This window comes from Enterobacter sp. HG048, assembly GCF_024702055.1.
GTDB classification, from domain to species: domain Bacteria; phylum Pseudomonadota; class Gammaproteobacteria; order Enterobacterales; family Enterobacteriaceae; genus Enterobacter; species Enterobacter dykesii.
Window position 1 is genome coordinate 22,329 of sequence record NZ_JANLIZ010000026.1, and the last position, 9,686, is coordinate 32,014.

Below are 9,686 nucleotides of genomic sequence, written 5' to 3' on the forward strand. Positions count from 1 at the left end.
ATAATCCCTTTCTGCCGAATGAGATTGTTATTATCTTATTTATCTTCTTTTTTTTTACGTTCTTGTAACTTGGCTTTTATCCATATACCGACCCCTGCCAACGTACCCGCATAAGCGCCTACTTTCAAGGAGTAAAAAGCATCCTGCTCCCAATCGAAATATAAAACACTTGTTTTAAAGAGCACTATTAATCTGCCAAGAAGACAGCCCATCATTGCTATAAAAAAAACGCATGCTATACAACGTACTATTAGCATTACGAGGGTGTTTACATTGACACCCTGATTATTTTTTAGTGGCTTTATCAGCTTCATCGAGCGTTCCTTTTGTAACATTCCCAATAGCCTCGCTAGTAATTGAACCCCCAACATTACTAATAATATCTGATGTTCCTTCTTTGACAGCAGACCCCATGGACCCTGATATGGCCTTTCCGACACCGCCGCCAATTACTGAACCTAGTCCGGTTCCAATAACAGAATTTGTCGGATCCTCTCCCTTAATACTACTACCGATTGCCGCGCCGCCCATATTAATAGGAGTAGAGATGATAATACCTTTTCCTGTTGTCGCTGCAGCTGTCACCCCCGCCATGATTGCATCCACATAACTAAAAGGATCTTTCCCTGCAAGCTGAGCAGCTGAGTTAACTCCAACACCAATTGCAGCATTCGCCATCATCCCTTTTACAGTAATACCCAATACGCTGCCGCCAAACATAACAGGTGCATCGCCTATACTGGCATTCGATTTATGGTAGCCCCAGGTATTCATGATTGTCTGAGCCTTAGACATTGCCTCAGAGTCAGGATTACGTTTCATGTAATCTTGTCCGGAGAGCAGACCTTTGACTAATTCCTGCGAAACAGCTGAACCGTACTCGGTCTCCATCTCCGCCGCATAAACGCGCAGGTATCCTGCTAGTTCGGCCCGTTCAGAGTCATTCATCTGTGAAGGATCTTTGTTAAATTTAGAAACTAACGCATCGCTACGTTTATCGGCATTCTCCAGCTTGATGAGTTCATTGGCTGTCGCTAATGACTTGTCTCCGTTCTTAATTTTTTCAATGGCTTTATCAAGTTTGCCTGAAGATGTAGCGCCGAGGAAATTATTCTCAACACTGTTCTTCCCAGCACTGGCTCCAGCCGCCGCACCAGCCGTATTTCCCCCGGCAATTCCGCCTGCTATGCCCGCTGAAACAGATGCCAGCGTACTCACGGTCTGCTTCTGCTCTTCCGTCAGTTTCGACGGGTCTGTGTCCGGATAGAACTGTCTGGCGATTGCTGTCGCAATCAGTTCGCCGGATGCGGCCCCCACAGCACCCGCTGCGGCACTGTTGCCCTGAAGCGCTGCGGTTACGCCGCCGAGGATAGCATGGGCAATCGCTTTTGCCGCCGTGTCGTCATTAATGCCTGCACGGTGACCGATAATGTACGCCAGCTCCGGTGCTGACGCGCCCGCCAGCGCCCCTCCGATATTGCCGCCCGCCAGTCCCTGAAGAGCTGCCGTAGCTGCCTGGATGCCGCGCTGCATATCGCTGCCGGTACCATATTTTTCCTGCGTCTTTTTATATTCCGGCGTAGCACGCAGTTTCGCCAGATAATCCTGGCGCTCTTTTTCCGTCGCATTTGCGGGGAGTGTTGCGCCGGATACTTTCTGGGCCGCCTTCAGCCCGTTCAGGTCACCCTGCGTCCTGGCAATATCCGCCACCTGGCTGCCAATGTCGCTGATCATCCCAACTGCGTTCAGACGGTTCTGCTCTTTCTCCTTGTCGAAGATTGGGCTGATGCTGTCGTTGGCATGTTCGGTGTCGCGGCTGAGATCGGCCACGTCCTGCTTCTGGTTTGCCTTGTCGCGGATAGTGAGGGAGCCCTCTGCCACGGCAGCCTGCGTGGTGCCTTCCTTATGGCCTTTATTACCCGCAGCGGAGATCATGCCGCCCGGCAGGTTGCCCTGGAATTTATCCCCGAAGCTGCCGCCGCCGCTCAGGCTGATACCGGAGTGCGAGGTTTTGAAGTCCGCTTCGTTGTGGATATCGCTGAAGCCCAGCGTCCCGGTATCGAGGCTGTTTTTGTCCGGCGTGGCGGTGGAGGCGATAACCGCGCCATCAAGCTGGGTGTGATGCCCCACGGTGATGTCGAAGCCGCCGTCCCCGGCATACAGCCCGGTCTGTTCGGCCACCGAATCAAAGCGGCTCTTCATCTTGTCCTGGCTGGCGTTGATATAGCCTGAACCGGACATGGTGCCGAAGGTGAAGCTGCCCCCCGCTGCAACGCTGGTCTGCTTGCTGTCGTAGTCGCTGTTGTTCTGCTGGCTGCGCATCAGCAGGTCGTGACCAACATCTGCCACGATTTTATTGCCGTTAACCTGGGCGCCATCAAGCACGGTGTCGTGCCCGCTTTTTAGGGTGACGTTTTTACCGCTGTCGATTGTGGTTTCGGTCCAGTCGGTACCGTTGCCTTTATCCTTGCCGTGCGCGGCGTTAACGTTGGCAAACACGCTGATACCCGCACCGCTACCTCCGGCACCGATGCTCACCCCAATACCGCCACCGCTGCTGCTGTTCTTGCCGCTGGTTTTTTGGGTATTCGCCGCGCCGGACAGCAGAATGTCGTTCTGTGCATCCAGCGTGGTATCGCCCCCGGCTTTAAGCTGGCTGCCCGCAATCACGATGTCGCCGCTGTTCGCGCCTTTGTTTTTGCCGTTCGCGGTGATGGAGAGATTGTTGCCTGCGTTCAGCGTGCTGCCTGCCACCGCATCACTCTCAGCATGCTGCTGTGATTTCGACTTCTGGGTCGTCAGCGAGAGGCTCACACCCATTGCGTTCGGGTCGCCGGTGGTTGCCGCCATATCCGCTGCCTGCCCGGCCTGCACGCCGGACAGCACCGTTTTGGTGGCCTGAAGGGCTTTCAGACGGCCATCACTTTGCTCTTTGGTCTCCTGCGCCGCGCTCACGGCATTGTTAATAGCGCTACCGACGGTGCCGGAGAGCGCCACGGTGAGCCCGCTTTTCTTCTGCTCGAAGGTTTCATCCCGGGTGCGCCTGTCGTGCCCCGGCTCGATGATGACGCTGTCGCCGCTGAGGCTTAAATCCTTCCCGGCGATAAGATCCGCGCCGCCGACGTGGGCCTGGTTTCCGGCAGAAATCGCGACGTTACCCCCCGTCGAACCCACCGTACTGAAGCTCTGGCTCTGGGTGGTGCCCTTCTCACGGAGATCGTGCGTGCTTTTGCTGCTGCCGATGGTGAAACCAATCCCGCCCGAGCCCATCAGGCCGGATTTTTTCTCTTCTTTGAAGCGCCAGGAGGTATCGCTGTTCGTGGCCGCCACGATATCGACGTTGTTGCCCGCCTTAAGCTGCACGTCGCCATCGCCCGCCACGGCGGAACCGTTCACCAGCAGGTTATTGCCCGCCACCACCTGCACGTTATCGCCGCTCAGCAATGAGCCGGATTCACGCGTCGCGCTGTTCTCCTCGATGGTGTGGGTGGTTTTCTTGCTCAGAAAACCTTTCTTGGTTTTGGTCTGCTCTTTGTAGTGATAATCGCTTTCGGTTGCGGTATTGAGATCGACGTCGCGGCCTGCCGCCACGCCGATATCGCCCTTCGCCGTCACCTGCGCGGCTTCGGTGGTGACATCGCGTCCGGCGAGGATTTGGGTATTCGCCCCGCTGGCGATCTCCGTTCCCTGCTGACGCACCGATTCGTTAATAACGGTTTTCTTGCCTGACCTGTAGCTGTCGCCCTGCGTGGTCTCTTCCGCAGCCAGATTCACGTCGCGACCCGCCTGCAGCCCGACGCTTTTCTCCGCCGCCAGCGCGGCGGCCTGAGCGTTGATATCCTGCCCGGCCTTCAGGACCAGGTTATCGCCTGCAGAAATCGTGGTGCGGTCGAGCCCGGTGCTGTGGGACTCGCTTTTCCCTTTCCGGCTGCTTTCGCTTGTTTGCTCCGCGTTCAGGTTCAGGTCGTTGCCCGCGCTCAGCCCCGCGCTGCCGCCCGCCTTCAGGTCGCTGGCGGTCACGTCAAGGTTGTGCCCGGCATTCACCAGCAGGTTGCCGCCCGCACTGACGTTACTGCCCTGATACGTGACTGAGGAACGGCTGGTTTTCGCACGGCTGGAGCTGAATGCGTCGTTGATCTGATTCGCGTTGACGGCAATGTCGCCCCACGCGTTCAGCAGCATATCGCCGCCGGAGGCCAGGTTCGCCCCGGTTACGGTGATGTTTTTACCCGCCTCAAGCGACAGGCTATCCTGTGCGGTAATGGACGCCGTGTTGCCAAGAATCGTGTCCTTCAGGCCGATGTTGCCGTACTTCCCGCCGGCGTTGATATCAATCTGCTCAACCTGGGTCAGGTTGTTGATGCTGCCGTCCAGGCTCTCCAGCGCGACCGTTTTGCCGCTGATGGTGGAGCTGATGTTATTGATATCGCCGATGGCGCTCAGGTTCAGGTCGCCGCCCGCCTTCATCAGGCCGTTGCTGAGGTTGCTGATGCTGTTCTGGCTGTCGAGCGTCAGGCTGTTTTTCGCCAGCAGCGTGCTGCCGCTGTTGGTGATGTCGCCGCCCTTCAGGGTGACGTTGTTGCCCGCAATTACGCTGCCGTTATTGACGGTGACGTCCTTCGGCGACAGGTAGAGTTTCGGCACCATCACCGTTTCGCCGTTGACGGTGGCTTTCTCCCACCACAGCAGGCTGTGATCGAGTGCGGCAATCTGATCGGCGGTCAGCGAGACGCCAAACTGCAGGCCCAGCGACTGCTGCGCCGCCGCGGCGTTGTCCATCAGATAGCGCATCTGATCCAGATCAGAGCCGATGCCGTTCAGGTAGCGGTTACCGGTCTGGTTGAGCACCACGTTGGAGACATAGCGGGTATCGAACGCCGCATCGCCGAGGAAGCGGTAATCGTAATCCGGGTTCAGGTTGAGGCGCCCCAGCATATAGGACGAGCCGAGGAACTGCTTCTCGTCGGTAAACGCCAGCCGCGTCTCCTGCGGCGCCGTGGACGACGGTTTGATCCCGAGCATCGCGTTCAGGTCGGCAAACAGGGCGGGATCAAGCTGTCCGAGACCGTTCAGTTTTGGGTTGATGCCGATCAGGTACGGGCTTTTCGGGTTATCGGAAAAGACGAAATAGCCGTTGTTGCCCGACGGCAGCGGGTAAGCGCTGGTATCGACGCGCTGTCCCTGGTAATGCCCGACGGCTCCGCCCTGAGCGGTTCGGAGATCGGCGGTGGTGACTCCGGCGTTCGCCAGCGCGCCCAGCTGGCCGAGGTTCGCGTTGCCTTTCTGCCTGGTGCCAATGTTGCTGAGAGGCGTGCCGGACGCGCCGCCGTTTTCCAGCGCACCGCCGCCGTTAAGCTGCTGCAGCGCACCCTGGAGCTGGTCGTTCCACTGCGGCGAATTCACCGCCACGGTGCCGGTCGTGTTCAGCCCCTGTTTTTGCACGCCGCTGCCGACGCTCTGGTTGCTGAGGGTGTTCAGCGACGGGGTGGAGATGACGTTGCTGACGCCGCCTGCATTGGCGGTGGTATTAGTGTTGCTGATGTTGCTGGTGAAGTTTGCGGTAACGTTACCGCCCGCCTGGATGACAGAACGATATACTGTTCCTCCGGATCCTTCGTCCCGATCATCACCCTGTGCAACATAGTGAATGGGGGTCTTCTTATAAACATCTGCGTCTACCGACGCGGAGGGATTTGCTTTACGATTATATTGCTCACGGTCGGCAACATATGTCCTGTAACGCGTCACCGTACCATCAGTCCATGACTGATTTTGCAAAGTCGTACCAGAAAGGAACATATCTTTCGCGGCAAGCAGTGTACTGGCATTATTTTCCAGTTGTCCCGCCTGAATGACCATCCCCTGGGCTGAACTAATCCGTCCCGCTCCACCATTTGCGGACACAGTTTGTGTCGTTCGTAAAATCGCAATCTCTTTCGCCGGACTGTTTTTCATCGGCATCGGAGTAGCTATATCCCTGCATGTAGGACCAGCTCCGTGCCCTGGACTGCCACCGCCGCTGCAGGATTCCATGACGATATAGCCATAATCGGTTCCCGCGATCAGCTCAGAAAGAGGGATATCCGCATAGCCGTCCTTCAACCACTTGACCTGCTCCATCAGGTTTTCGGTTTTGCTGTTAAGCACCACCAGACCATCCCTTTGGTTCAGCAAATGCCCCGTTCTGATCGCAATATCGCCATTCTGCGTCTCAATATTCCCCGACGTGTTCACCACCTGGCTGTTGGCATTCCCCGCCGCATCCCGCTGCATCCACAGGTTGTTCCCCGCCATGATGTCGCCGCGCCGGTTGGTGATGCTGTCGGCAAACAGCGCCAGGTTATTCGCCGCGTACAGCAGCGCGGTGTTGACGATGGCGCCCGGTGCGCTGAGGGTCAGCGAGCCGCGCGTGCCGGTGAAGCCGTCGACGGTAATATTGCTCCGGCTGGCAACGGTAATGTCGCCCCCGCCCTGCACCGAGCCCGCGGCGTTCAGCGCCACGCTGCTGCCGGAGAGCGTACTCGTGCCGCCGCCGGTGGTGATTTGTCCGTTGTTGCTGAGCTGCCCGCCCGCGCTGAGGTTAACCGCCTGCCCCTGCAGCACGCTGCGGTTATCGATGTCGCCGCCGCTGCTGATGGTCAGGGTTCGGCCTGCCGCCACGGCGGTCCGGCTGGTAAACGCGTTCGTCAGCTGCAGCGTTAAGTCCCCCAGGGAGACCAGCTGGCCGGTAAGGTCCAGCCCCCGGCTCTGCAGCCACAGGTTGCCGCCGCTCAGCAGCTTACCGCCCGCGCTCTGGGTCACCTGGTCGGCATTAATGTTCAGCTGCGCGTTGCCGAGCAGCGTGCCGCTGTTGTTCAGCTGGCCGTAGTTAACCGTCAGCTGTCCCGCCTGGGTGGTGCCCTGGCTGGCAAAGGTGGTGCCGGTCAGCGTGGCCCGGTCGGCCACCCACGTGCCGCCGTTGGTGGCGTTTGCCGCATTGAGTATCAGGTCGGTGGCCTGCAGCCAGCCGGTACCGGTGAACTGCGGCGTGCCGAGCGTCAGGCGCGCGCCGGAGAGCAGCCTGCCGTCGTTACGCGCCTGCGAGGAGGCGGTCACGCGCGTCTCGCCGCCGCCCTGAATCAGGCCGTAGTTAAACAGCGCGGGCGTGGTCAGCGTCAGGCCATCGCGGCTGACGATTTCGCCCCCGCTGCTGTTGGTCAGCGTGCCGCTGAGGGCCAGCGTCGCGCCGTTATCGCCCTGCAGGCGTCCGCCGTTGGTGAGCGCCCCGGTGGTGATGCCAAGCGTGCTCCCCTGCATTTTGCCGTCGCTGGTGACGGAGGCCGCCGTGACGTTCAGCGCCCCGCCGGAGAGCAGGGTGCCGGTCGACTGCTGGCTGACCGCGCCGGTCTGGCTGAGGGTCAGGCCATTCACCCCGCTGATGGCGCCGCTGTTGCTGAGCGTGCCGCCGGTCAGCGTCAGGTTTTTCGCCGCCCACTGCCCCTGGTTCGCCAGCGTCGCGGCCTGCAGCGTGGCGCTGCCCAGCGCGGTAATCTTACTGCCCGTGGTTCCGGTGAGCGTATCGGCCAGCGTCATCTGCAGCCCGTCGGCGCTCTGCACCGCGCCGCTGTTGCTGAGCGAGCGGGCGTTGAGCAGGATGTTCTGCGCCTGCCAGCTGCCGGCGTTGGTCACCGCGCCGGACGCAATCGTCAGGGTGCCCTGAGTAAGCAGCTTACCGCCTGCGCCGTTAATGAGTTCCTGCTGCGGCGCGGCCATCGCCATACGCGCCATCAGCCGCTGCTGCCCCTGAACGGTCAGGCTCTGCAGGCCGGTCAGGGTGCCCTGGTTGTTAATGCTGTCCTGGCGCAGCGCGAGGGTGTTCCCCTGCACGGTGCCGCTGTTTTTAAGCGTGCTGCCGCCGAGCGTCATATCGCTCTCGCTGAGGAGCTGCCCGCGGTTATCCAGCGTCTGCGCGGTGATATCCGCACGCCCCTGGCTCATCAGCGAGCCGGCTGAGGTCAGCGTGCCGCCGGTCGTGGCCGTCAGCGTTCCCTGGCTGAGCAGGGACCCGCCGTGCGTCCAGTCGCTGGCGCGGATGTCCGCGCCGTTCCCCTGCAGCGTGCCCTGGGTGGCCAGCTGGCCTGCATCCAGCGTCAGCATACCGCCGGAGAGGGTGCGCGAGGCCGCACCCGTGGTCAGCGTGGTCCCGGTGAGCGCCAGGCCGTTCGCTCCCTGCATCAGCCCGCCGTTGTTCATCTCGCGGGCAGTGAGGGACAGCGTGCCGCCGGTGATGCGCCCCGGGTTCGCCAGGGTGTCCGCGGTGAAGGCGGTCGCGCCGCCGCTCTGCAGCAGCCCGGTATTGGTTAACGCCCCGCCGAGCGTGCCGCTGAGCCCCGTCTGCCCGTTCACCGTGCCGCTGTTGGTGAGGGTGGTGCCGGTCATGTCCAGCGTCGCCCCCTGCAGCGTACCGGCGTTCCTCAGCTCTCCGCCCGTCAGCGTGAAGCCGCCGCCGGAGAGCCATTTACCGTTCAGTTCGTTGATAAAGCGGTCAACGGCGGCGTTAACCGCGCTGCTGCCCTGCATCAGGCCGCTGTTGCGCAGCTCCGTCGCGCCTGCGGTCAGCGTTCTGCCCGCCACCGTGCCGCTGCTGGTCAGCGTCGTCGCGTGAAGCGCGGCATCGCCGGTGGCCACGATGTTCCCGGTACTGGTCAGGGCATTGCCCAGGCCCAAATCCAGGTCCAGCGCCTGAATATCGCCCCGGTTCGTCAGGTCGCTGCCCCGCAGGGTGAACCCGCCGTTCACCAGCAGCAGGCCGGCGTTATCGAGCGTGTCGAGGGACAGGTCCAGAGAACTGCCGCTAATCAGCTGCCCGGTGGCGCCGTTGCTCAGCGCGCGGGTGGTCAGCGCCAGCGTGTCGTTGCCCTGCAGCATGCCGGTGTTGGTCAGCTGCGTGGCGTTCACCGCCAGCGCTTTCCCGGCCAGCCGGCCGTCGTTAAACAGCTGCGCCGCCGTCAGCGTGAACAGGTTCTGACTGAGCAGAGCGCCCGTGTTGTCCAGCCTGCCGGTCGCGGCAAGCGTCAGGGCGTCCAGCGCCTGAACGCTGCCCTGGTTATTCAGGCTCCCGGCATCAAGCGTCGCGCTGCGCCCCTGCAGGCTGCCCGCGTTGCTCAGCGTTTGTCCGCTGAGCGTCAGGGTCCCGCCGCCCGTCACCTGCCCCTGAGTCTGGTTCGTGAAGGTGTTGCCGGACCAGGCCAGCGTGCTGCTGCCCTGAAGCAGGCCGCTGTTCTGCAGGTCGCCCCGCAGGGTCAGCACTTTCGCCAGCAGCTGGCCCCGGTTATCGGTATTGCCGGCCTGAACGTCCAGCGCCTGCTGGCTGAGCACCTTACCGCTGTTGGTCAGCGCGCCGGTCACCGCCGCCGTCACGCCCGCTTCCCCCAGCGCGTTGCCGGTGTTCATCCACTCGCCGGTGGCCAGGTTCAGGGTGTTACCCTGCAGCAGCCCGGCGTTGTTTAACGTGGTGTGGTGCAGGCCGAGCGCGCCACCGGAGAGCAGCATGCCCGCCTGCTGGTTGCTGAGCTGTGCCCCGGTCGCCGTCAGGGAGTGCGTTCCCTGCAGCGTGCCGCCGTTGGTCACCGACGCGCTGCTGAACTGCGCGTCGGTACCGGCCATCAGCCCGCTGTTTGTAAGTTCAGCGGCGGTCAGCGTCAGGC

2 protein-coding genes are annotated in these 9,686 nt (G+C 61.1%); both read right to left on the reverse strand.

The features are described 5' to 3' along the window. Positions 1–35: 35 nt before the first annotated feature. Positions 36–314 (reverse strand): hypothetical protein, encoded by a 279-nt coding sequence (locus NUX24_RS21055; protein WP_257833924.1) that lies wholly within the window; start codon positions 312–314, stop codon positions 36–38. Next, on the reverse strand, positions 286–9,686 hold a 9,401-nt coding region (locus NUX24_RS21950; protein WP_257833927.1), incomplete at its 5' end, for a hemagglutinin repeat-containing protein. The genes NUX24_RS21055 and NUX24_RS21950, both read right to left, overlap by 29 nt.

What these genes read in the sequence shown, in the direction of transcription:
- NUX24_RS21055 (WP_257833924.1), bottom strand. Translation starts at nt 314, where the DNA reads ATGAAGCTGATAAAGCCACTAAAAAATAATCAGGGTGTCAATGTAAAC.